Origin of the sequence: Maritalea mobilis, from assembly GCF_004363175.1 — a bacterium.
In the GTDB taxonomy this organism is placed as follows: domain Bacteria; phylum Pseudomonadota; class Alphaproteobacteria; order Rhizobiales; family Devosiaceae; genus Maritalea; species Maritalea mobilis.
The window spans coordinates 582423-602622 of the sequence record NZ_SNYR01000002.1 but is presented as its reverse complement, the minus strand read 5'-3'; the positions used below and the strand labels follow the sequence as shown (position 1 = coordinate 602622).

20 protein-coding genes are annotated in these 20200 nt (G+C 53.9%); 6 read left to right on the top strand and 14 right to left on the bottom strand.

Translation table 11 applies throughout. From position 1 onward, the window contains the following. Window positions 1–74: 74 nt before the first annotated feature. Entirely contained in the window at window positions 75–749 is a 675-nt protein-coding gene (locus tag ATL17_RS10750; protein ID WP_133572795.1) for an SDR family oxidoreductase, read from the bottom strand. A gap of 255 nt (window positions 750–1004) precedes the next feature. Between ATL17_RS10750 and ATL17_RS10745 the strand changes: the two genes are divergently transcribed. Further along, window positions 1005–1982: a DUF808 domain-containing protein gene (locus ATL17_RS10745; protein WP_133572794.1), complete on the top strand. Its 978-nt coding sequence runs from the start codon at window positions 1005–1007 to the stop codon at window positions 1980–1982. A 788-nt stretch (window positions 1983–2770) separates the two neighbouring features. Here ATL17_RS10745 and ATL17_RS17230 read toward each other — a convergent pair. Together ATL17_RS17230 and ATL17_RS10740 are read right to left on the bottom strand one after the other, a co-directional pair. Then, window positions 2771–2998 carry a DUF6966 domain-containing protein gene (locus ATL17_RS17230; RefSeq protein WP_425462425.1) on the bottom strand — a complete coding sequence of 76 codons (228 nt, stop codon included), beginning with the start codon at window positions 2996–2998 and terminating at the stop codon, window positions 2771–2773. Between the two features lie 231 nt (window positions 2999–3229). Continuing rightward, window positions 3230–3811, bottom strand: a complete 582-nt coding sequence (locus ATL17_RS10740; protein WP_133572793.1) for an ATP-dependent Clp protease proteolytic subunit — start codon at window positions 3809–3811, stop codon at window positions 3230–3232. A 182-nt stretch (window positions 3812–3993) separates the two neighbouring features. Here ATL17_RS10740 and ATL17_RS10735 point away from each other — a divergent pair, with 182 nt between their 5' ends. Then, on the top strand, window positions 3994–5163 hold the full coding sequence (locus ATL17_RS10735) for a M20 aminoacylase family protein (RefSeq protein ID WP_133572792.1): 1170 nt from the start codon (window positions 3994–3996) through the stop codon (window positions 5161–5163). A gap of 62 nt (window positions 5164–5225) precedes the next feature. Here ATL17_RS10735 and ATL17_RS10730 read toward each other — a convergent pair whose 3' ends face one another. Together ATL17_RS10730 and ATL17_RS10725 are read right to left on the bottom strand one after the other, a co-directional pair. Beyond that, on the bottom strand, window positions 5226–6263 hold the full coding sequence (locus ATL17_RS10730; protein ID WP_133572791.1) for a carbon-nitrogen hydrolase family protein: 1038 nt from the start codon (window positions 6261–6263) through the stop codon (window positions 5226–5228). A gap of 24 nt (window positions 6264–6287) precedes the next feature. Further along, complete coding sequence (locus ATL17_RS10725; protein ID WP_133572790.1) at window positions 6288–6929, bottom strand: HD domain-containing protein; 642 nt, start codon at window positions 6927–6929, stop codon at window positions 6288–6290. 79 nt (window positions 6930–7008) lie between these two features. Between ATL17_RS10725 and ATL17_RS10720 the strand changes: the two genes are divergently transcribed. Further along, window positions 7009–7635: a TetR/AcrR family transcriptional regulator gene (locus tag ATL17_RS10720; RefSeq protein ID WP_133572789.1), complete on the top strand. Its 627-nt coding sequence runs from the start codon at window positions 7009–7011 to the stop codon at window positions 7633–7635. A 141-nt stretch (window positions 7636–7776) separates the two neighbouring features. On the opposite strand, the gene ATL17_RS10715 is transcribed toward ATL17_RS10720, so the two are convergent. From ATL17_RS10715 to ATL17_RS10675, 9 genes are read right to left on the bottom strand one after another with little or no spacing between them, the layout of a single operon-like run. Then, complete coding sequence (locus tag ATL17_RS10715) at window positions 7777–8013, bottom strand: Lrp/AsnC family transcriptional regulator (RefSeq protein ID WP_027833800.1); 237 nt, start codon at window positions 8011–8013, stop codon at window positions 7777–7779. Then, a complete protein-coding gene (gene kynA, locus ATL17_RS10710; protein WP_133572788.1) occupies window positions 8010–8846 on the bottom strand; it encodes a tryptophan 2,3-dioxygenase in 837 nt (278 codons plus the stop codon). The genes ATL17_RS10715 and kynA overlap by 4 nt, the downstream gene beginning before the upstream one ends. Beyond that, window positions 8843–10039, bottom strand: a complete 1197-nt coding sequence (gene kynU / locus ATL17_RS10705) for a kynureninase (protein ID WP_133572787.1) — start codon at window positions 10037–10039, stop codon at window positions 8843–8845. The genes kynA and kynU overlap by 4 nt, the downstream gene beginning before the upstream one ends. Beyond that, complete coding sequence (locus tag ATL17_RS10700) at window positions 10036–11661, bottom strand: AMP-binding protein (protein ID WP_133572786.1); 1626 nt, start codon at window positions 11659–11661, stop codon at window positions 10036–10038. Before ATL17_RS10700 ends, kynU begins: the two co-directional genes overlap by 4 nt. A 19-nt stretch (window positions 11662–11680) precedes the next feature. Next, window positions 11681–12817 carry an acyl-CoA dehydrogenase family protein gene (locus ATL17_RS10695; RefSeq protein ID WP_133572785.1) on the bottom strand — a complete coding sequence of 379 codons (1137 nt, stop codon included), beginning with the start codon at window positions 12815–12817 and terminating at the stop codon, window positions 11681–11683. Then, window positions 12817–13629 carry an enoyl-CoA hydratase family protein gene (locus tag ATL17_RS10690; RefSeq protein ID WP_133572784.1) on the bottom strand — a complete coding sequence of 271 codons (813 nt, stop codon included), beginning with the start codon at window positions 13627–13629 and terminating at the stop codon, window positions 12817–12819. The genes ATL17_RS10695 and ATL17_RS10690 overlap by 1 nt, the downstream gene beginning before the upstream one ends. After that, window positions 13622–14089: a MarR family winged helix-turn-helix transcriptional regulator gene (locus ATL17_RS10685; protein ID WP_133572783.1), complete on the bottom strand. Its 468-nt coding sequence runs from the start codon at window positions 14087–14089 to the stop codon at window positions 13622–13624. The genes ATL17_RS10690 and ATL17_RS10685 overlap by 8 nt, the downstream gene beginning before the upstream one ends. Then, entirely contained in the window at window positions 14086–14832 is a 747-nt protein-coding gene (locus ATL17_RS10680; protein ID WP_133572782.1) for an SDR family NAD(P)-dependent oxidoreductase, read from the bottom strand. Before ATL17_RS10680 ends, ATL17_RS10685 begins: the two co-directional genes overlap by 4 nt. Further along, window positions 14829–17117: a bifunctional salicylyl-CoA 5-hydroxylase/oxidoreductase gene (locus ATL17_RS10675; RefSeq protein WP_133572781.1), complete on the bottom strand. Its 2289-nt coding sequence runs from the start codon at window positions 17115–17117 to the stop codon at window positions 14829–14831. The genes ATL17_RS10680 and ATL17_RS10675 overlap by 4 nt, the downstream gene beginning before the upstream one ends. A 137-nt stretch (window positions 17118–17254) precedes the next feature. On the opposite strand from ATL17_RS10675, the gene ATL17_RS10670 reads away from it, so the two are divergent. Genes ATL17_RS10670 through ATL17_RS10660 form a run of 3 tightly spaced genes read left to right on the top strand, consistent with a single transcriptional unit; the run spans window position 17255 to window position 20038 of the window. Continuing rightward, window positions 17255–18046, top strand: a complete 792-nt coding sequence (locus ATL17_RS10670) for an enoyl-CoA hydratase-related protein (RefSeq protein WP_208111186.1) — start codon at window positions 17255–17257, stop codon at window positions 18044–18046. Beyond that, window positions 18046–19191: a 3-hydroxyacyl-CoA dehydrogenase NAD-binding domain-containing protein gene (locus ATL17_RS10665; RefSeq protein ID WP_133572780.1), complete on the top strand. Its 1146-nt coding sequence runs from the start codon at window positions 18046–18048 to the stop codon at window positions 19189–19191. Before ATL17_RS10670 ends, ATL17_RS10665 begins: the two co-directional genes overlap by 1 nt. Then, complete coding sequence (locus ATL17_RS10660) at window positions 19184–20038, top strand: alpha/beta hydrolase (RefSeq protein WP_133572779.1); 855 nt, start codon at window positions 19184–19186, stop codon at window positions 20036–20038. Before ATL17_RS10665 ends, ATL17_RS10660 begins: the two co-directional genes overlap by 8 nt. The last annotated feature ends 162 nt before the right edge of the window (window positions 20039–20200 follow it).

The following is a 20200-nucleotide window of genomic DNA, read 5'->3' as shown; positions in this document are numbered from 1 at the left end:
ACACCTTGAATTTGCGAAAAAATTTGCCCAAGGCAAGCGAATTTAACCGCCACCTTGGGCCAAAAAAGCGCCTGCTATTGCGTCGGCATCAAGAATATCTCATTCACCGCGCAACGTGGGTTCGCTTCAAGAGCGTGCATCACCGCATCCGCAATATCTTCCGGCTGCAATTTGTCCGGCTTTGGTTCGTCGAAAAACGGTGTGTCCACCATGCCGGGCGCGATCACAGTGCAGCGGCCGCCAAAGGATTTCATTTCTTCGGAAAGATTACCGCCATAACCATGCACAAACCATTTTGAGGCACCATAAACCGAACCGGCAATATGCCTGCGCCCCGCGGCCGATCCAGTCAACAGCAAGTGCCCCGTGCTCTTTTTGAGGTAAGGCATTGCCGCTTTCACGGTCCACAACACGCCCATCACATTCACCTTGATCATGCGCTCCCATTCTTCCGGATCGCCCGCATCGGTGCCCGCCGCAGAAAGGCCCGTGCCCGCATTGGCATAAACCGCGTTGATGCCGCCTGCATGGTCGGCAAACTTGTCCATCGCCGCCGTTACGCTTTCAAAGTCAGTCACGTCGCCGGGCAGGGCGATGGCCTTGTCGCCCAATTCATCAACCAGCGCATTCAGCTTGTCTTCCGAGCGGGCAAAAAGCCCCACGGTCCACCCGTTTGCAATCGCCTGTCGCGCTGTCGCTGCGCCAATGCCGCTTGAGGCACCGGTGATCAAAAGTGTCTTTTCGCTCATGGAAAACTCCCTTGTTTTAAACTTGCTCATTGCACAACGTGCGCAACCCACAATGGTTGCTTCTTGACTTTTAGTCTCGATGATAAGGCCAAAAGACAGCGCTGCCCACCGCCTTGGGTATAACGGCGAATGCCCAAAGGTAAGCCCTTGATCCACCAAACCAATCAGGCAATAATGCCGCAAATGATGGGCTGTTCGGCCCGTCACAACATATAAATCGCCGCAATGCCGGCGCAAATTTTGCAGGAGACAGGCATGAGCGGCTTAATGGCATTGTTGGATGATGTGGCGGCGCTGGCCAAATTGGCAGCAGCGTCAATTGACGATGTGACGGCGCAGGCCGTGAAAGCTGGGTCGAAAGCCGCAGGCGCGGTTATCGACGACGCGGCGGTGACCCCAAAATATATGCAGGGCTTTTCCCCCGCGCGCGAATTGCCGATGGTGTGGAAAATTGCCCGGGCCTCGCTCATCAATAAGCTGATTTTCCTGCTGCCTGCCGGGCTGGCCTTATCCGCTTTTGCACCGTGGATGATCCCGCCTTTGCTGATGTTGGGTGGTGGCTATCTTTGCTTCGAAGGCGCTGAAAAAATTGCCCACTTCCTTGGCTTTGGCAAAGGCCATGGCGGGCCCGATGGCAGCCATACTGAAGGCAATGCAGCGCAGCTAGAACAAGAAAAAGTCGCAGGCGCGATTAAAACAGATTTCATCCTGTCTGCCGAGATTATGACCATCGCGCTTGCCGCCATTCCCGAAAGCACATTGTGGATGGAAGCGGCCACTTTGGCCATGGTCGCCGTGGGCATCACTGCTTTGGTTTATGGCGCCGTGGCGCTGATCGTGAAGGCAGACGATGTGGGCCTTTATCTGGCAGAACGCGGAAAACTAGGCGCAACCCGAGCCATTGGCCGCGGCATTGTTTATGGCATGCCCAAATTCATGACCTTGTTGATGATCGTCGGCACCGCCGCCATGCTCTGGGTCGGCGGCTCCATTATCCTGCACGCCTTAGATCAAATGGGCTTCTCCGCCCCCTATGATTGGATTCACCACATCGCCGTAGATGCAGCTCACGCCATTGGCGCATGGGAAGGCGCCATAGAATGGACCGTCACCGCCGGCCTAGACGGCATCTTCGGCCTCGCCCTCGGCGTGATCCTGATCCCCATCGGCGTAAAAATCATCAAACCCCTCTGGACCCGGTTCGCCCCAAAACCCGTCGCCGCCCCCAAATAGGTCACTGCGCGAGTTATTTTCACTCACGGTTGAGCGGTGCTTGCAGCACCTAACCTCCGCACGGGCGGCCAAAAAGTTGGCCGTGGTCCTCAGCCAGTCGGCTTCGTACGCTCCTTTCTCACGCTTGCTCAGCGTTTGTTTAGTGCGCCATCCGGCGGGGGGGCCGGGGACGGACGCGGAGCGTCCGGTGGCGGCAAGAATAATGCCGGGGGTGCCGAGGACGGACGCGAAGCGTCCGATGGCGGCGCGCAAAAAGAGGCCGGGGTACCGGGACGCCTAACGTCCGATGGCAGCATATAAAAATACAGTGGATGCCGGACTAGTGGGCGCCGCGAACCACGGCGTCGCGTAAAAAAGAGAGACACTGGGCGCGTAAGCCATACGGCTCATCGCCAAAAACACACCCACCCGTCACCCTCGGGCTTGACCCGAGGGTCCAAGCAGCGTCGACGTTTTTGGCAAAGCGCCATCCACCCCTTCTGCGTCATTGCAAGACTTGATCTTGCAATCAATTTCACCTTTCGCCCACGCACGCGCTGCAACCAAACTGAAAAACAATACCGCTCGGCTAATCTCAATTGGCCCCCAAGATCAAGTCTTGGGGTGACGTTGCGGCAATCTAGCTGCACAAGTAAGATGCTGAGATAGAGCCTTAAGTCATTGGGCACAACGCCGACACCGAGCCCACACCTCATCTTCAGACTTGACCTGGGGGAGTCATTGAAGTGCAGTTCAAAGCCCGCAACGCTAGTGTTATTTTTGGGGATCAGGCCATCTAATGCTGTATATTAAAGCAATGCCTGCGCGAGCTTATATGAATGAGTTCGTTCTCTATAAAATATTTCGTTTACCGGTTTGGGAGCTTGCAAAACTAGGTCACCGAAACTCCCCATCCCGCCGAATAGACTCAAGAAACGTTCAATACATGCGCCATCTGAGTTTTCAGCAATTCTCCGAACCCTTTTGATATGCTCAGCCCAAAAATCTTCTTCATACTCAAGAAGAATCTTTTCCATGCGCAAAAGACTTGAAATGAATTCGAGTATATCAGGGTGAAGTTTGTGTGAGGCCATGAGTTGAATTTATCGATTGAAAAGATGCGTTAAACCACAACACTGTAGTATGTTCGGACTTAGAATAACAACTTAAGTCAAGTTGCAAATGGCCGATACAGTTATTGCATCTCGCGTTCCCCCACAAAAAAAAAAGCCGCCTCGCGGCGGCTTCCTCATTCTTGCTTCAACCCCTTAGGTCAAATCTTCGATACTGGTGATCACCCGGCCCAGCAGGCCATAGTCGATGGCCTCTTTGGTGTTGAGCCAGAAATCGCGGTTGGTGTCTTCGGCGATTTTTTCTGGGGTTTGGCCGGTGGCTTCTGCAAACAAAATGTCGAAGCGTTCGCGCATTTGTTTAATTTGCTCGGCCTGAATTTGAATGTCAGACACTTTGCCGCCCACGCCGCCGCTTGGTTGGTGCAGCAAAAAGCGGGTGTTGGGTAGGCACAGGCGGTTTTCGCGTTGCGCACCCACAAAAATCAAAGCGCCCGCGCTGGCCACCCAGCCGCTGCCGATGGTGCGCACGGTTGGTTTGATGAATTTGATGATGTCATGCACCATGTCGCCACTTTCAACATGACCACCAGGTGAGCTGATAAACACATTGATGGGTGCATCTGAATGGTCGGCAAGGGCCAACAAACGACCAGAAGCTTCCCGCGCCAACTTGTCGTTGATTTCGCCTGTGATCAAAACCGTGCGGTTTTCAAACAGGATTTTCTCAACGCTTGGGTCTTTCTTATCGTCTTTTTTGTCTTCGTTCTCATTTGCCATAGCTAAAAAATGTCCTTGCCCTTGAGTTCGCGTCGTAATTTGCATCTTGGCCTTTTAATTCATGATTCGGCTAAATCTAACGTAAAATTGTGTTCAGCCAAACAATTCCATTTGCCATCCTTAATGGGACATGATGATAATCTGACCTAGTATTGGTTGCACCAATGTTCAAGGGGAGACAAATGCCAGTTATTAATCGTGTTGCTGAATTTCATAAAGAACTGACCGAAATACGGCAAGACATTCATGCCCATCCAGAATTGGGCTTTAATGAACATCGCACCGCGGCGCTGGTGGCGGAAAAACTCAAAAGCTATGGCGTGGACGAAATCGTCACCGGCATTGGCAAAACTGGCGTTGTGGCGGTGATCAAGGGGCAACAAAATAAGTCCGGCAAAACCATCGGTTTGCGCGCCGATATGGATGCGCTGCCCATTCACGAGATTCTGGGCCATGAGTATAAATCGCAAAATGAAGGCGTGATGCATGCCTGCGGCCATGATGGCCACACCACCATTTTGCTGGGCGCGGCAAAATATTTGGCCGAAACCCGCAATTTTGACGGCACCGCCGTGATGATTTTCCAGCCCGCTGAAGAAGGCGGCGGTGGCGGCAATGAAATGGTCAAAGACGGGATGATGGAGCGGTTCGGCATTGACGAAGTCTATGGCCTGCACAATTCGCCCGGCACCGACACAAACCATATTCACGCCCGCACCGGTCCCTTGATGGCCGCTGCAGATTTTTTCGAAATTGAAATCATCGGCAAGGGTGCTCATGCGGCGCATCCGGATCATGGCATTGACCCAATCATTGTCGGCACAGATTTGGTGCAAGCTTTTCAGCGCATTGTTTCGCGCAACGTCGATCCGCTGAAGTCCATCGTGGTGTCTGTCACCACCTTCCATTGCGGCACCGCCGACAATGTGATCGAGCAAACCGCCAAGCTTTCAGGCACCGTGCGCACGCTCGATATGGATGTGCGGGACTTTGCGGAAAGGCGGATGCAGGAGATTTGCAACGGCATCGCGCAATTGCACGGCGCCAAAATCAATTTGAATTACCAAAAGGAATATCCGGTCACCATCAACCATCCTGAGCAAACCAAATTCGCGCTGGACGTGGCGAAAAAAGTGGTCGGCGAAGATCGGGTGAAAGACGATATTGAGCCAGTTATGGGCGCGGAGGATTTCTCCTTCATGCTGTTGGCACGGCCCGGCGCTTACGTGTTTTTGGGGCAGGGCGACACGCCAAATTGCCACCATCCGGAATATGATTTTAACGATGAAATCATCCCAACCGGATCGAGCTTTATGGTCAAGTTGATCGAAGAGGGCATGCCTCTTTCATAAATACCTTTTAAAAAGGGAAGTGGGCGCAAGCCAAAACTTGCGCCCACAGGAAACGCCCGAGATTATACCAGCTCTTCTTCATCTAAAACGGCATCATCCTCGCGAAAATCAGATGCAGTTCGTCCAAATGAAGGTGTGGGTTCGCGCACCAATGTGGTGGGGGCCGGTGTGCGGTTTAATAAGAGTTGGGTCACATCTGGGCGAGAGTAATGGCCAGATGGGTCAGCAGCGGCTTTGGCGAGGGAAATCATACCAAGGTCCACCTCAGCCACCACAATGCCTTCTTCATTTGGCGGCAATGGGGTGCTGATCAATTGCCCATCCGGCGCGAAGATGGAAGAGCTGCCGCCGCCCACAGGCAGCAAATCTTTTTGCATCTCATCAAGTCCAAGGGCGTCCTGTATTTCGCTGGTCATCACGGAAGTCGCCGCGATCACAAAACACTGCCCTTCCATGGCATAGGTGCGCGAAAGCGACATATTGGCTTCCGGCCCCAGTGCAAAGGCTTTGCCTTCATATAGCGAAAGGGTTGGCCACGCGGCGGCATGCACCTGCTCATTCATGGAATAAAGCGCATATTTAGACAGCGGTTGCATATGCTCCCAGCAGCAAAGCGCGCCCAAATTGCCCGCATCTTCGGTGCGGTGCACATCAAGGTCCGCGCCGCTGCCTTCGCCAAACACAGCCCGTTCCACATGGGTGGCTTTCAGCTTGCGGCGGTTGGCAATCACCACCCCGTCTGGCCCGATAATGCTTTGGGCAATGTAAACACTGCCTTCAAACTTTTCGGCAAAGCCCAGCACCACATACATGTTGTGGGCCCGCGCTGCGGCGCAAATGGCTTGGTGATGTTCGTCGCCAACTTCCATGGCATTGTCATGATAAGCCTGCACAAATTGCATGCCCCAGGCCTGCGGGCCAAGCCATGCCCAATAGGGATAGCCGGGAATCCAGGTTTCTGGAAACACCAGCACTTTCACGCCTTTTTCGCTGGCCTCCTCAATCAGCTCAATGGTGCGGCGCACCCCGCCTTCAAGGTCATGCACAACAGAGGCAGCTTGCACCGCCCCTGCGATATATTTTGGATGAGAACGTCCCATATTTCCTCCCGATCTCGTTGGTTGTTATTCGGCAAATGGTGAGTGGGTCACAATGTCCACAAAGTTTGGCGCGTGATAATGGTCCACACAGCGGTGGCCCACATGCTCCAAAAAGGTGGTGACGGTGGCGCGCGGGTTGCGCTGCACCACATGGCCCAATGTTTCGATAATGGCTTTTTTGAACCCAAGGCGTGGATAGAGTTCCACAATCTCGTCGATCTGTTTCGCCTCTAACCCTTCATAAGGGAACATGCCCACATCCAAGCCAGCGCCAAAATGCACCAACGCCACTTCAGGGCTCAAAAATTGCGGCACATCATGGGTGGTGTGCAGGGCAATGGCCTGCCAAATCACATCGATTTTCTTGTCGTCATAGCCGCGCTCAGACAAAAATTCCTTAGCGGCATTGGCGCTATCCACTTCAAAGCGGTGGCCATTTTCAAATTGGTCAACAAAGGCAAGGTCATGCATCACCGCGCCCAAAAACAGCATTTCCGCATCAAAGCTCTTGCTTTGCTTCTGCCCGATGGCGGCGCCAAACGCGTAGGAACGCATCAAGTGATTGTACAAAAAGGCGGGCGAAACATCTTTCACCAAATCATGGGCAGCCACACAAATATCAGAATCGGGCCACGTAATTTCAGGGGCGGATTGAAGGGCGGACATGGTTGAACTTGCTCCTTTGCTCAAAATTGTGTACTGAAAAGTACATAAAAAAATCTGCTTGGCAAGAGTTTTGTACTAAATGGTATCAAAAGATGAAAAGCGTCCCCGTGGTCGCCCGAAACAATTTGACGAAAAAACCGCGATCAGAAAGGCGACAGATCTGTTCCGCCGTGCCGGATATGATGGGGTGCGCATTGACCAATTGGCCAAGGAGATGGGACTGAATAAACCCAGCTTCTACCGGGCTTTTGGCGACAAAGAACAATTGTTTGCCCGCGTGGCCGAGGCCTATATGCAAGAGGTGTGGACCGAGTGGCAAAAGGGCATTGAACGCGCCACTAGCTTGGATGAGGCGATTGACCGCACCCTCGACATTTCAATTTCGCGCTTCGCTGCAGCCGCGCCAAGTCGGGCGGGGTGCCTTGTGCTCACCACCATGCCAGCCGCTGCTGGCGAGCATGATCAAATTCAAAAATCGCTTCATCATTTTTTGAACGCGGCGCAAACCCAAATTGCCGAGAAGCTGGCGACCAAGTTTCCAGACTATTTTGAGCAGTCAGCATTGAGCGCGGACGAATTGGCAAGTCTGATCAATTCCACCATGCACAGTTTGGCGATTCAAGCGCGGGGAGGGGCCACTTCGGCAGAGTTGCAAAAGGTCAAAAATATCTTTTTGAAAAGCCTGCAGCCGATGGGCATAAAATAAACTGAAAAAGTGCTGTAATTTTCTGGAGTTTTGCTGAAATAAACTAAAATTTTAGCGCCCGATTTCAGTTTTTACGCAAAAGAAAAGGGATTTCAGATGCTTACACCTGAAATCCCTCTCTAATTTTAATGATTTTGACCCTTAAAATGTTTTAAAGGTCAGGGTGGTCAACGAACGCTCAATGCCTTCAATATCAACAATATTGTCATTGATGAACATGCCCACATCCTCGCCTTCGGGAATATAGATCTTCATCATCAAATCAAAATTGCCCGAGGTCGAATAAAGCTCGGAAACAATTTCGCGCTCGTGAATTTGGTCGGCAACTTCATAAGTTTTGCCCGGTTTGCACCGCAATTGAACAAATACGCAGGTCATAATTGTGTCCTCACATGCCAAAGTTCGGGGAATAGTTCCACATCCAGCATCCGGCGTAAATAGCTCACGCCACCCGTGCCACCTGTGCCCCGTTTAAAGCCGATAATCCGTTCCACCGTTGTGACATGGTTGAAGCGCCAGCGGCGAAAATAATCTTCAAAATCAACAAGCTTTTCCGCCAATTGATACAGCACCCAATATTTCTCCGGGTTCTCATATACCTTGGCCCATGCCGCTTCAACGCCATCGTCCGCCACATGGGTTTTGCTGACATCGCGGCTCAAAATCGCTTCCGGCACATCAATGCCACCCAACTGCAATAATTGCAGCGCCACATCGTAAAGGCTTGGCACATCTAGCTCTTTTTTGAGCATGGCGTGAATTTCTTCCCGATGCGCATGGGGCTTCAGCATGGATTGATTGCGGTTGCCCAGAATATATTCAATCTGCCGATATTGGTAAGATTGAAAGCCGGAGGATTGGCCCAATGTCTCGCGAAACTGGGTATATTCCGACGGGGTCATGGTGCGCAAAACATCCCATGCATTGTTGAGTTGCTCAAAAATACGCGCCACCCGCGCCAACATTTTGAACGCTGGCTCAAGGCGGTTTTCCTGCATCGCCGCGCGGGCCGCATGCAGCTCATGCACCGCCAGCTTCATCCACAATTCGCTGGTTTGATGCTGAATGATAAACAACATCTCATCATGCGCCGTGGAAAGCGGTTTTTGGGTGTTGAGGATGGTATCAATTTGCAAATAGTCACCATAGGACATGCGTCCATCAAATGACATTTGAGCGCCTTCTTCGCTCGGATCATATGGCTTGATCATGTAACTTTTGACCTTCTTTGGTATTTGGGATCGTCCCAAACTTTTTCATTAATAATGGTACCAAGAATGGCCGCAGCGCCACGCACATCATCATGATCAACATAAAGCGGGGTAAACCCGAACCGCATCATATCCGGGGCGCGGAAATCGCCGATAACCCCGTTGGCAATCAGTGCCTGCATCGCCGCATAGCCATTCTCGAAATGGAATGACACTTGCGAACCCCGGCGCTTGCCTTCACGCGGCGACCCCAATTGCAATTGCGGGCAAAGCCGCTCAACTTCATCAATAAACAAATCACATAGCTCGATAGAGCGCTCGCGCACCGCGTTCATCTCCACCATGTCCCAAATGTCCATGCTGGCTTCCAAAACGCTCAGTGCGATGATCGGCGGCGTACCCACGCGCATCCGCTCAATGCCCGGCGCAGCGCGATAATCCAGATCAAACGCGAACGGTGCTTCATGCCCCATCCAACCGGAAAGGGCAGGGCGCGCCGCATCCTTATGCTTGTCCGCCACATAGATAAAAGCAGGTGCACCAGGGCCGCCATTCAGATATTTATAGGTGCATCCCACAGCAAAATCAGCGTTGCAGCCTGCAAGGTCAACCGGCAACGCGCCTGCGGAGTGGGCCAAATCCCAAATGGTCAAAATGCCATTGGCATGGGCTTTTTCGGTGAGCGCCTTCATGTCGTGCTTGCGGCCAGTGCGATAATCCACTTCGGTGATCATCATCACGGCAACATCGTCCGTCAGCGCATTTTCAACCTCTTCCGGCGCGACCACGCGCAGCTCGTATTCATCGCCCAAGCTCTTCAGTAAACCATCTGCGATATAAAGGTCGGACGGGAAGTTTCCCTTATCAGACAGCACCACTTTGCGGTCCGGATTAAGCTCCAATGCTGAGGCCAACGCCTGATAAACCTTGATCGACAGCGTGTCACCCATCACCACAGATCCAGCAGGCGCGCCGATCAATTTGCCAATCCGGTCGCCAATTTCGCTGGGCTTGTTGATCCACCCGGCCTTGTTCCACCCGGTGATCAGCATCTCGCCCCATTCATCCTGAATGGTGCGCTCCACCACGCCCATCGCCGCTTTTGGCAGCGGGCCAAGGCTGTTGCCATCCAGATAAATCACGCCCTTTGGCAGATGAAACTTGGCTTTGGTTTGGGCAAAAATATCGCTCACTTTTGGTTTTCCCTTAGCTGGAACCGCTGGATTTTTCCGGTTTGGGTTTTGGGCAACTGATCGGTGAATACCACAGAGCGCGGATATTTAAAGGGCGCAATGGTCGCTTTCACATGATCTTGCAAAATCTTGGTGGTTTCATCGGATGCTGAAGCGCCTTCGGCGAGCACCACATGCGCTTGCACAATATGGCCGCGCTCCGTGTCGGGCACGCCAATCACCGCACATTCAAGCACATATTCATGCGCCAATAGCGCCGCTTCCACCTCCGGTCCGGCAATATTATAGCCGGATGAAATGATCATATCGTCATTACGGGCGGCGAAATGGAAATAGCCATTCTCATCTTCCACAAAGGTGTCACCCGTAATGTTCCACCCATCTGTGACATATTTCGCCTGCCGCTCATCATTCAAATAGCGACAGCCAGTCGGTCCGCGCACGGCCAAGCGACCCGGCTCGCCACGCGGCATTTCATTCATATTGTCATCAACCACTTTGGCCTCATAGCCTGTCACTGGCTTGCCCGTGCAGGCAGGTTTGGCATCGTCCAAGCGGTTTGAGATAAAGATGTGCAACATCTCCGTTGCGCCAATGCCGTCCAACATCGGCTTACCTGTCTTTTGCTGCCATTCATCAAACACAGGCTCAGGCAATGTTTCCCCCGCAGAGACCGCGCAACGCAAGGTGGACAAATCCGCCCCTTCATCCATGGCCCGCAACATCACCCGATAAGCGGTGGGGGCGGTGAAGCAGATGGTAGCTTTGTGGGTTTCGATAATCTCAATCATGTTCGGGGGCGAAGCAGTTTCCAGCAAAGTGGCCGTTGCGCCAAAGCGCAAGGGGAACACGGCCAAACCGCCCAACCCGAAAGTAAAAGCCAAAGGCGGAGAGCCAACAAAAACATCTTCTGGCGTGACTTGTAACACTTCCCTAGCATACCCATCGGCGATGATCAGCAGATCGCGGTGGAAATGCATAGTGGCCTTTGGCTCGCCGGTGGTGCCAGACGTGAAGCCCAACAGGGCCACATCGTCACGACCCGTTTTCACCGCATCAAACTTTACAGATTTGCCCAAAGCAATCCGGTCCAGTTCCGCATCATGATTGGCGGTGCCATCAAACCCGATAATGGTTTTGAGATGTTTCGATGTTTTGCCGCAGGCAACAATCTCGTCCATCATCCGCGTGTCGCACAAGGCAAATTCAATTTCGGCCTTGTCGACAATGGCACCCAACTCACCTGCACGTAGCAATGGCATGGTGTTGACCACCACAGCGCCTGCCTTGGTGGCCGCAAGCCAACAGGCGACCATAGCGGGGTTGTTGGCAGAGCGGATCAACACGCGGTTGCCGGGCTTCACGCCATAATCTTCCACCAGCGCATGGGCCAAACGGTTGGTCCAGTCGGCCAATTCCTTATAGGTGCGCTGGCGGCCATTGCCGATCAATGCAGTGTGGTCGCCAAAGCCTTTTTCCACCATCGCATCGGTGAGGGCGCGGCCCACATTTAAATATTCCGGATAGGTGAAATCTTCCGTGTTGATCTGCGGCCATTGATCAAATGGCGGCAAGTTCTCCCGGCAAAAATGGTCCACATGACCAGTTGGTCCCAATTCCATGATCCCCTCCCAAGGAATTTTAGCTTAGTGTCTGGCGCGCAATCACAATTTTTTGGACGTCAGAGGCGCCCTCATAAATGCGCAAGGCGCGAATTTCTCTGTATAGGCTCTCGACGATTGACCCTTTGCGCACCCCGTCGCCACCGTGAATTTGCACAGCTTTGTCGATCACCTCTTGCGCTTTGTCCGTCGCGTAAAGTTTGGCCATGGCCGCTTCGCGAGTCACGCGGGCAGCGCCCATATCTTTGGTCCAGGCGGCGCGGTAAATCAGCAAGGCCGCCGCATCCACATCCAACGCCATATCGGCAATATGACCTTGTACCATTTGCAATTCAGCCAAGGGCGCACCAAACAATTCCCGCGATTTGGCGCGGGCCAATGTTTCGTCTAGCGCGCGGCGGGCAAAGCCCAACGCTGCCGCGCCAACGGTGGAGCGGAACACGTCCAAAACGCTCATGGCGATTTTAAAGCCTGCGCCTGCTTCGCCAATCATATTGGTTTTCGGCACATGCACATTGTTAAACTTCAACCGGGCGAGCGGATGCGGCGCGATCACGTCCAAGCGTTCGGCAATCTCCAGCCCCTCGCTATCAGCTGGCACCACAAAGGCAGACAGCCCTTTGGCCCTAGGCGCTTCGCCCGTGCGGGCAAAAACCGTGTAGACATTGGCGATGCCGCCGTTGGAAATCCACGTCTTTTCGCCATTGAGCACATAATGATTGCCCTTATCTTCGGCGCTCAATTCAATATTGGCCACATCCGACCCGGATTTGGGTTCGCTCAAAGCAAACGCGGAGAGCGCTTCGCCTGCGCGGGTTTTGTCCAGCCAAGCCTGCTGGTCCGGCGTGCCAAATAGCGACAGCGCCCCGGTGCCCAAGCCTTGCATCGCAAAAGCAAAATCGGCCAAGCCATCATGCCGCGCCAAAGTTTCGCGGATCAGGCAGAGGCTGCGCACATCCAGCTTCTCGCCTTGCTTCGCGCCGCTATGCTGCAAAAAGCCTGCTTTGCCCAACGCGGCCACCAAATCTTTGCACGCTTGATCCACATCGCTGTGATCGACGGGCAAATTGGCGCTGGCCCAGCTCTCCAGCTCGGCGTGCAAGGCGCGGTGCTTATCTTCAAAAAAGGGCCAGTTGAGAAAGCTTTGATCGGCCATTAATTGCCCTCAAACTTTGGTTTTTCTTTCGCGACAAACGCGTGATAGGCGCGCTCAAAATCCTTGGTTTGCATGCACAAGGCTTGCGCCTGCGCTTCGCTCTCAATCGCTTGTTCGAGGCTCATGTTCCATTCCTGATTGAGCTGGGTCTTGGTGATCCCGTGGGCGAAAGTCGGCCCGGCCACCACACGCTCAGCGAGCTTCATGGCGGCTTCATCCAGCTCATCGGCGCTGTGCAGCGCGTTGAAGAAGCCCCAATTCAAGCCTTCCTCAGCGCTCATAGAGCGGCCCGTATAGAGCAGTTCCGCCGCGCGGCCTTGCCCGATCAAACGGGGCAGCATCGCGCACGCGCCCATATCGCAGCCTGCAAGGCCGACACGGGTAAACAAAAAAGCGGTTTTGGCTTCTGGTGTCGCCAACCGCATGTCGGACGCCATGGCGATAATCGCCCCTGCGCCAACCGCCACGCCATCGACCGCAGAGATGATCGGGGTGGAGCAGTTGAGCATGGCCTTGACCAAATCCCCGGTCATGCGGGTGAAGGCCAACAGCTCTTTCATATCCATACCCACCAGCGGCCCGATAATGTCGTGCACATCGCCGCCAGAACAGAAATTGCCGCCATTGCTGGCAAAAATTACGGCATTGATGTCGTCGGCGTAGTGAAGCGCGCGGAAGAAGTCGCGCAGCTCAGCATAGCTTTCAAAGGTGAGCGGATTTTTCCGGTCGGGGCGGTTCAATTGCACAATGGCAATGTCGCCCTTCATGGTTAGCAAAAAATGCTCTGGTTGATAGTCGGCCAATTTAGTCATGCTGATGATCCTTTCGGATATGATTGAGCGCGTCGATAAAATGCTCAATGTCCTGATCTTGCACATTGTCCATCAATTCATCTATCCAGCGTTCATGCTCGGCGGCCATTTCGGCAAACTTTTCGATGCCCTTCGGCGTGAGGCGCACCAGGGTGGCGCGCTTGTCGCCTTTCACGGAGACGCGCACCACATAACCATCCTGCACCAACCGATCGATAATGCCCGTCACATTGCCGTTCGACACCATCAATTGCTGTGACAATTGGCTCATCAACAGCCCTTCGCGGGTGCGGTCCAACATCGCCATCACGTCAAAGCGGGGCAGGGTGGATTGGTAGGTGACGCGCATGCGCTCGCGCAGTTCATTTTCCACAAAGCGGGCCGTTTTCAGCATATGCAGCCATAGGCGCAAACGCTGCTTGCTCATGGGGTGCCCGGTCACCGGGTCAGTTGCGCTCATATTTCACCTCCTGAAATAGAAAGGGCCACACCATTAAGCCCCTCGCTATGCGGACCGCACAAATTAAGTGCCGCCGCGGCCACTTCTTCCGGCTCGATCAGCCGCCCTTGCGGGTTGTTTTTCGCCAGTGCCTTGAGCGCATCATCCGCGCTCATGCCTGTCTTTTCCATAATATTGGCGACGGACCGCTCGGTCATTTCCGTATTGAGAAAGCCGGGGCAAAGCGCATTGGCGGTGATGCCGCTTTTGGCCACTTCCAACGCCATGCTTTTGATGAGGCCGATCACCCCATGTTTCGCCGCCGCATAGGGCGCGACATAAGGATAGCCTTTCAGGCCAGCAGTTGACGCCACCGCGATCAAGCGTCCCCAGTCTTTGCCTTTCAGCCGCACCAATCCCTCTTTGAGGGTCAGGAAGGTGCCGGTCAAATTCACATCGATCATCTGCTGCCAATCGGCAAGCGAGGTCTTGGCCAAGGGCGCGCTGGATGACGCACCGGCATTGGCGACCACAATTTCCATCACGCCGATCTCATCAAACAGAGTCTTCACCGACTCTTCGTCTGTGATGTCCACGGTCGCCACTTTGATGTTGGCATGTTGGCTGGCCGCTTGGTCAAGCGTTGCGCGGGTGCGGCCCGCCACGGTAACCGTGCCGCCCGCCTCAGCGAACTGCTTGGCCATCACGGCACCAACGCCGGTGCCGCCGCCTGTGATCAATATGTTTTTGCCCGCTAAGATCATACCTTAATCCCGATGCCTTCATTCCGTTCTGCCAATCGCATCATTTGATCCCGACCAGGCAAATAGGGCAAGGGCCATTCGCTGTCTTTATCGCCAAGGGCTGCTGCGGCATGCAACGTCCAATAAGGATCAGCCAAATGTGGCCGCGCCAGACACACCAGATCAGCCCGGCCTGCCATCAGGATCGAATTGATATGGTCCGGCTCATAAATATTGCCCACGGCCATGGTCTTGAGGCCCGTCTCATTGCGAATACGGTCTGAGAACGGTGTTTGGAACATGCGACCATATATCGGTGCCGCGTCAATTGAGGTCTGGCCCGCAGACACGTCGATAATATCAATGCCGACGGCGGAGAACATTTGCGCGATCTGGACCGCTTCGTCTGGCGTCACGCCTTCTGCGCCCACCCAGTCATTTGCGGAAATCCGCACGGACATTGGCTTGTGATCAGGCCACGCGGCACGCATGGCTTTGGCCACTTCCAGCGGATAGCGCATGCGATTGTCCAGCGAGCCGCCATATTCATCCTGCCGATTGTTCGACTTGGGGGAGATGAAGGACGAAATCAAATAGCCGTGCGCGGCGTGCAGCTCGACCATGTCAAACCCGGCCCGATCTGCCATTTTGGTGGAGGCGACAAACTGATCGCGCACCATGTCCATATCATCGCGATCCATGGCCTTTGGCGTCGCATTATCCGGCGACCACGGAATGTCTGATGCCGATAGAAGCGGCCAATTGCCCTCTTTGATCGGCGCATCCATGGTCTCCCACCCCAATTGAGTCGAACCTTTGCGGCCGGAATGGCCGATCTGCATCGCCATTTTGGCGCTGGTCTCGCTATGCACAAAATCAGTAAGACGGGTCCACGCCGCCTCATGCTCGGGGGCATAAAGCCCCGGGCAGCCCGGTGTGATCCGCCCCTCGGGCGACACACAGGTCATTTCCACATAAACAAGGCCAGCGCCGCCTTTGGCGCGCTCAGCATAATGGGCAAAATGCCAGTCGGTGGGGCAACCATTCTTGGCCTTATATTGGGCCATGGGCGAGACCACCACGCGGTTTTTCAATTCCATATCGCGCAGCTTGAACGGGGCAAACATCGGCGCACGATGCACGCCTTTCGCGCCAGCCTGTTCCTGAAACCATGTTTCGGCGGATTTCAGCCATTCCGGATCGCGCAGGCGCAGATTTTCATGGCTGATCCGCTGGGAGCGGGTGAGCAATGAATAGTTAAACTGCACCGGGTCAAGATCGAGATAGCGCTCCACATCTTCAAACCATTCGGTTGAGTTGCGGGCCGCGCTTTGCAGGCGCAAGACGTCGAGACGACGATCTTCCTGATATTTGCGGAACGCGGCGTCTAGGGTCGGCTCGGTGTGCAAAAACTCAGCCAGTGCAATGGCGCTTTCAAAGGCGAGTTTGGTGCCGGAGCCGATGGAGAAGTGGGCCGTCGCCGAGGCATCGCCCAACAGCACCACATTTTCGTGGTGCCACTTTTCACACAATACGCGCGGGAAGTTCAGCCAGGCCGATCCGCGAATATGGTTGGCATTGGTCATCAAGCTATGCCCGCCCAAATGATCTTTGAAAATCTCTTCGCAGATCGCGATGGTTTCTTGCTGGCTCTTTTCGCCAAATCCGAACTTTTTGAAGGTCTCAGGCGCGCACTCTACAATAAAGGTCGCTGTGTCTTTGTCGAACTGGTAGGCGTGGGCCCAAATCCAACCATGCTCGGTTTTCTCAAAGATAAAGGTGAAGGCGTCATCAAATTTCTGATGGGTGCCTAGCCACACAAAGTGGCATTTGCGCGTGTCGATTTGGGGCTTGAAATGATCGGCAAACTCGGTGCGGGTTTTGGAATTCAACCCATCTGCGGCCACCACCAGATCATATTCTTTCATCAACGGTGAGGCGCTATCAATCTCAGTTTCGAACTCCATTTTAATGTCGAGTTCGCGGGCACGTTCTTGCAAGGTCAGCAGCAATTGCATGCGGCCAACGCCGCAAAATCCGTGGCCAGTAGAAACGGTGCGGTGCCCATCATGCACCACCGCAATATCGTCCCAATAGGCGAAATGTTCGCGGATCGCTTCGGCACTCTGCTTGTCATTTTCAGCCATATTATCAAGGGTTTCATCGGACAAAACCACGCCCCAGCCAAATGTATCATCCGGCTTGTTGCGCTCAAAAATCGTGATGTCGTGCGACGGGTCACGCCGCTTCATGCTGATGGCAAAATATAGACTGGCCGGGCCACCGCCCAAACATGCGATTTTCATAATGTCCTCCCATTGGCGCAATGTAGATCACGCATGGTGAGTATGATTGCATCTGAAACAAGATATTTCAAGCTCAAAATTTTAGGCTTGAAATATATTTGTTTTTGGTGAAGACTTAAGGCTGATAGGGAGGATGTATGGGCGAGCAAAATATGCTGCGCATAGAGCAAGTGGACATAAAAGGCTGCAATGCCGCGTGGGCGATTCTCAGCATTGATCGACAAAAGCAGCGCAATGCACTCAACACAGAATTGTTGGGGCAGATTGCCGATGCGTTGGACGATTTCGCCCAATCCTCAACCGTGCGCGCAGTGCTGATTTGCGGCGAAGGAGAGCATTTCGCCGCGGGCGCCGATATCAATGAGATAAAAGATAAAGGCCGTGAAGAAGGCTATCTCGATCCGCGCAAAGCCCATTGGAGGCGTATCCGCAATTGCCCTTTGCCGCTGGTAGCGGCAGTGGATGGCTTTTGCCTTGGCGGCGGATTTGAACTGGCGCTAATGTGCGATTTGATCGTGGCGGGCACCACCGCCAAATTCGGCTTGCCAGAACCCAATCTGGGCCTGATCCCCGGCGCAGGCGGTATTGAGCGACTGACCGCAATGGTGGGCCGCGCACGAGCCGGACGCATTGTGCTTGGTGGCGAGATTGTCGATGCGATTACCGCCAATGATTGGGGTATTATCAGCTACATGGCCGAAGATGGGGCGCTGCCTTTTGCGGCGAAACTGACCGAGCGTATGGCCTTGCGCGCACCCTTGGCGATGCAGGCGGCGAAAAAGGCGATTGTCGCAAGCGCCGAAACCCCGCTGAAACATGTGTTGGGCGAAACCAGAGGCGATTTTGAAATATTGCTGGGCACTACCGATAAGGCTGAAGGCGTGGCGGCCTTTCTTGATAAGCGCAAACCGACATTTGAGGGCAAATAATGGCTGAGCTGAACAAAATCGGCGTGGTGGGGGCAGGCGTGATGGGGCGCAATATCGCGCTCTTTTTTGCGCAAACCGGCCATCAGGTGCAGCTTTTTGATGTGCACCAGGATGCGGTGACCTCGGCGCTGGACGCGGTAGGCCAAACTTTGACACGTGCCGTGGATAAAGGGCGGGTGAGCGCCGATGATGCGGCGGCCACCAAGGCGCGGCTTAATGCAGCGAGCAAATTAGCTGATCTCGCCGATTGTGATCTGGTGATCGAAGCCATTGTCGAGCGGTTAGACGTCAAGCAAACCCTGTTCGCTCAATTGGAAGAGGTTTGTGGTTCAGAAGCGCTGCTGGCGACCAACACCTCATCGCTCAGCGTTGCCGATATTTTTGCCAATCTAACCCATAAAGACCGGGCGCTAGGTCTGCACTTTTTCAACCCCGCCCACATTATGAAGCTTGTCGAGGTCATCACAGCCCCACCCGTATCTCAGATACGATGTGATGACCTCGTCATTTATCTCAATCAAATTGGTAAAACGGCAATCAAGGTAAAAGATAGCCCAGGCTTTATCGTCAATCGTTGTGCGCGGCCCTTTTATGGCGAGGCGCTGGCGATTTTGGAAGAAGGCGACTTTTCGGCCCACCAAATTGATGCGGCGATGCGGGCGCAAGGGTTCCGCATGGGGCCATTTGAACTGATAGATCTAGTGGGCGCAGACATCAATTTGGCTGCTAGCGAAACCATGGCAGAAGCCTTTGATCACCATCCGCGTTATTATGTTTTTAACCAGTTAAAGCAGCAGGTTGAGCAAGGGAATTTGGGCGGCAAAAGCGGCAAAGGTTTCGTGACAGACGAAGCAGATGCAACCCTTGCCGAAAGCGAACAGCAGCAAATTGCGGAGCGCATTTTAGCGACGCTGATCAATGAAGCCGCCTCCGCCGTCGACGACCAAGTAGCCACGCCGCAAGATATTGATCTGGCGATGCAATTAGGCTTGAATTTTCCGAAAGGCCCATTTGCATTTTTCGCTGAAATCGGGCTTGATCGGGTGCGAGAGATTTTGGCGCAGTTGGATGCCAATGCCCCAGCACATTTGAACGGGCGCTATCAACCAGCCGCTGCCTTACAAAGGGGACCAATAGATGCGTGACGGACTGCCAAACTGGACAACACCCAGCGATTGGGACGATGCCTATGCCAATGGCGCTTACATCGAGAATTCAGGCTCTTATGTGGAGCATTGGGAGCGTGCGTCTGAGCGGTTTCGCGACGAGATGCTAGCTGCTAATCGTGCTGAGTTGGACTTGGCCTATGGCGATGCCCAGCGGGAAAAACTTGATTTGTTTATGCCGGAAGGCACGCCGAAAGGCCTGTTTGTTTTTGTGCATGGCGGCTATTGGCTGAGCTTTGATAAAAGCGCTTGGTCGCATCTGGCAGCGGGGCCAATTGCACGTGGCTGGGCCGTGGCCATGCCCTCTTACACTTTGGCACCGGAAGCGCGGATCAGCACCATGACGCAGCAAATTGGCGCGGCGATCCTTTATGCCGCGACCAAGGTGAAAGGCCCCATTCGCATTGCGGGCCATTCCGCCGGTGGTCATTTGGTGTCGCGCATGATGTGCGCAGACACTCCTTTGTCAAAAGAGGTACAGGCGCGCCTGAACCATGTGATTTCGATTTCCGGTTTGCACGATCTGCGGCCCTTGCTCAACACCCGCATGAATGACGGGCTGCAGCTGGATTTGGCTGAGGCGCGGGCGGAAAGCGCCGCACTACGCGAACCGCTTGGCGGCGTGAACCTCACCTGCTGGGTGGGCGCAGAAGAGCGACCCGAATTCTTGCGGCAAAACCAGCTTTTGACCAATATCTGGACGGGACTTGGCGTGGACACCGATGCGGTGGAAGTGCCCTACAAACACCATTTCAACGTGATTGCAGATTTGGAAGAGGCGGATAGCGAGCTGACCAAATTGGCCACGGATCAGGTTGATGATTGAGATATTTTAAGCATGATATTTTAATATTGAAATATATTAAGATTCATGCATGGATGTAACTATTAGAGTTTTGCGGCGATTGGGTATTTTGCCCATTGTTGCGAGAATTGGCCTTTGCTTTGGGAGAGGCAAAGGGCAAGCTAGATGCTTCACCTGTCGTGA

What these genes read in the sequence shown, in the direction of transcription:
- ATL17_RS10695 (WP_133572785.1), bottom strand. Translation starts at nt 12,817, where the DNA reads ATGGCCGATCAAAGCTTTCTCAACTGGCCCTTTTTTGAAGATAAGCAC.
- kynA (WP_133572788.1), bottom strand. Translation starts at nt 8,846, where the DNA reads ATGATCAAGCCATATGATCCGAGCGAAGAAGGCGCTCAAATGTCATTT.
- ATL17_RS10730 (WP_133572791.1), bottom strand. Translation starts at nt 6,263, where the DNA reads ATGGGACGTTCTCATCCAAAATATATCGCAGGGGCGGTGCAAGCTGCC.
- ATL17_RS10660 (WP_133572779.1), top strand. Translation starts at nt 19,184, where the DNA reads ATGCGTGACGGACTGCCAAACTGGACAACACCCAGCGATTGGGACGAT.
- ATL17_RS10685 (WP_133572783.1), bottom strand. Translation starts at nt 14,089, where the DNA reads ATGAGCGCAACTGACCCGGTGACCGGGCACCCCATGAGCAAGCAGCGT.
- ATL17_RS10690 (WP_133572784.1), bottom strand. Translation starts at nt 13,629, where the DNA reads ATGACTAAATTGGCCGACTATCAACCAGAGCATTTTTTGCTAACCATG.
- ATL17_RS10680 (WP_133572782.1), bottom strand. Translation starts at nt 14,832, where the DNA reads ATGATCTTAGCGGGCAAAAACATATTGATCACAGGCGGCGGCACCGGC.
- ATL17_RS10735 (WP_133572792.1), top strand. Translation starts at nt 3,994, where the DNA reads ATGCCAGTTATTAATCGTGTTGCTGAATTTCATAAAGAACTGACCGAA.
- ATL17_RS10665 (WP_133572780.1), top strand. Translation starts at nt 18,046, where the DNA reads ATGGCTGAGCTGAACAAAATCGGCGTGGTGGGGGCAGGCGTGATGGGG.
- ATL17_RS10720 (WP_133572789.1), top strand. Translation starts at nt 7,009, where the DNA reads ATGGTATCAAAAGATGAAAAGCGTCCCCGTGGTCGCCCGAAACAATTT.
- ATL17_RS10700 (WP_133572786.1), bottom strand. Translation starts at nt 11,661, where the DNA reads ATGGAATTGGGACCAACTGGTCATGTGGACCATTTTTGCCGGGAGAAC.
- ATL17_RS10725 (WP_133572790.1), bottom strand. Translation starts at nt 6,929, where the DNA reads ATGTCCGCCCTTCAATCCGCCCCTGAAATTACGTGGCCCGATTCTGAT.
- ATL17_RS10715 (WP_027833800.1), bottom strand. Translation starts at nt 8,013, where the DNA reads ATGACCTGCGTATTTGTTCAATTGCGGTGCAAACCGGGCAAAACTTAT.
- ATL17_RS10675 (WP_133572781.1), bottom strand. Translation starts at nt 17,117, where the DNA reads ATGAAAATCGCATGTTTGGGCGGTGGCCCGGCCAGTCTATATTTTGCC.
- ATL17_RS10750 (WP_133572795.1), bottom strand. Translation starts at nt 749, where the DNA reads ATGAGCGAAAAGACACTTTTGATCACCGGTGCCTCAAGCGGCATTGGC.
- ATL17_RS17230 (WP_425462425.1), bottom strand. Translation starts at nt 2,998, where the DNA reads ATGGAAAAGATTCTTCTTGAGTATGAAGAAGATTTTTGGGCTGAGCAT.
- ATL17_RS10745 (WP_133572794.1), top strand. Translation starts at nt 1,005, where the DNA reads ATGAGCGGCTTAATGGCATTGTTGGATGATGTGGCGGCGCTGGCCAAA.
- ATL17_RS10740 (WP_133572793.1), bottom strand. Translation starts at nt 3,811, where the DNA reads ATGGCAAATGAGAACGAAGACAAAAAAGACGATAAGAAAGACCCAAGC.
- ATL17_RS10670 (WP_208111186.1), top strand. Translation starts at nt 17,255, where the DNA reads ATGGGCGAGCAAAATATGCTGCGCATAGAGCAAGTGGACATAAAAGGC.